Origin of the sequence: Acinetobacter gerneri DSM 14967 = CIP 107464 = MTCC 9824 (assembly GCF_000368565.1) — a bacterium.
Taxonomy (GTDB): domain Bacteria; phylum Pseudomonadota; class Gammaproteobacteria; order Pseudomonadales; family Moraxellaceae; genus Acinetobacter; species Acinetobacter gerneri.
The window spans coordinates 272,538-273,940 of sequence record NZ_KB849542.1 but is presented as its reverse complement, the minus strand read 5'-3'; the positions used below and the strand labels follow the sequence as shown (position 1 = coordinate 273,940).

Here is a 1,403-nt window from a genome sequence, read left to right as displayed (position 1 = left end):
TATGGTGAAACAGGCAAGCTGACTGCAACCGATACGGCAGGCAACATTGGTCCATCGGTTACCACTGATAAAGCAGATACGGTTGCGCCACTCGCACCGAGTGTTGAACAAAACAATGCAGCAAACTTGTCAGGTACGAGCGAAGCCAATGCATTGATCACGCTTGATTTGGGCAATGGCAATACCTTGACCACGACAGCGAATAGTCAAGGCAAATGGTTATTTGCACCAAATCCGATTGCCGATGGTGAAACTGCTACGCTTACGGCAACCGATGCTGCAGGCAACATTGGTCCATCGATTACGACAGATAAAGCGGATACGATTGCGCCTCTCGCACCAAGTGTTGAGCAAAATAATGCTTCGGGATTAAGTGGTAGCAGTGAAGCTAATGCGGTGATCACGCTTGATTTGGGCAATGGCAACACGCTGACCACGACAGCCAACAGTCAAGGCAAATGGTCATTTGCACCCAATCCGATTGCAGATGGTGAAACAGGCAAGCTGACTGCAACCGATGTCGCAGGCAATGTTGGAGCTGAAACCACGACAGATAAAACAGATACAGTTGCACCACTCGCGCCAAGTGTTGAACAAAACAATGCAGCAAGCTTATCAGGTACAAGTGAAGCCAATGCAGTGATCACGCTTGATCTAGGTCATGGCAATACTTTAACTACGACAGCAAACAGTCAAGGCAAATGGTCATTTGCACCAAATCCAATTGCGGATGGTGAAACAGGCAAGCTGACGGCAACCGATGCCGCAGGTAATGTTGGTGCATCGATTACCACAGATAAAGCAGATACGATTGCGCCACTCGTACCAAGTGTTGAGCAAAATAATGCTTCGGGGTTAAGCGGAACAAGTGAAGCCAATGCAGTGATCGCGCTTGATTTGGGCAATGGCAATACTTTGACTACGGCAGCTGATAGTCAAGGCAAATGGTCATTTGCACCAAACCCAATTGCTAATGGTGAAACTGGTAAGCTGACAGTAACCGATGCCGCAGGCAATATTGGAGCTGAAACCATCACGGATAAAGCGGATACAGTTGCGCCACTCGCACCAAGTGTTGAACAAAACAATGCAGCAAACTTGTCAGGTACGAGTGAAGCTAATACGCTGATCACGCTTGACTTGGGTAATGGCAATACTTTGACTACGACAGCAAACAGTCAAGGCAAATGGTCATTCGTACCCAACCCAATTGCGGATGGTGAAACCGCAACGCTGATGGCAACCGATGCCGCAGGTAATATTGGAGCTGAAACGACCACAGCTAAAGCAGACACGGTTGCACCTTTAGCTCCAAGTGTTGAACAAAACAATGCAGCAAGTTTGTCAGGTACGAGCGAAGCCAATGCCGTAATCACCCTTGATCTAGGTCATGGCAATACCTT

1 protein-coding gene is annotated in these 1,403 nt (G+C 48.0%); it reads left to right on the top strand.

Translation table 11 applies throughout. The features are described from left to right. The coding region (locus F960_RS06825; RefSeq protein WP_004861270.1) for an Ig-like domain-containing protein at positions 1–1,403 on the top strand (1,403 nt) is incomplete at both ends.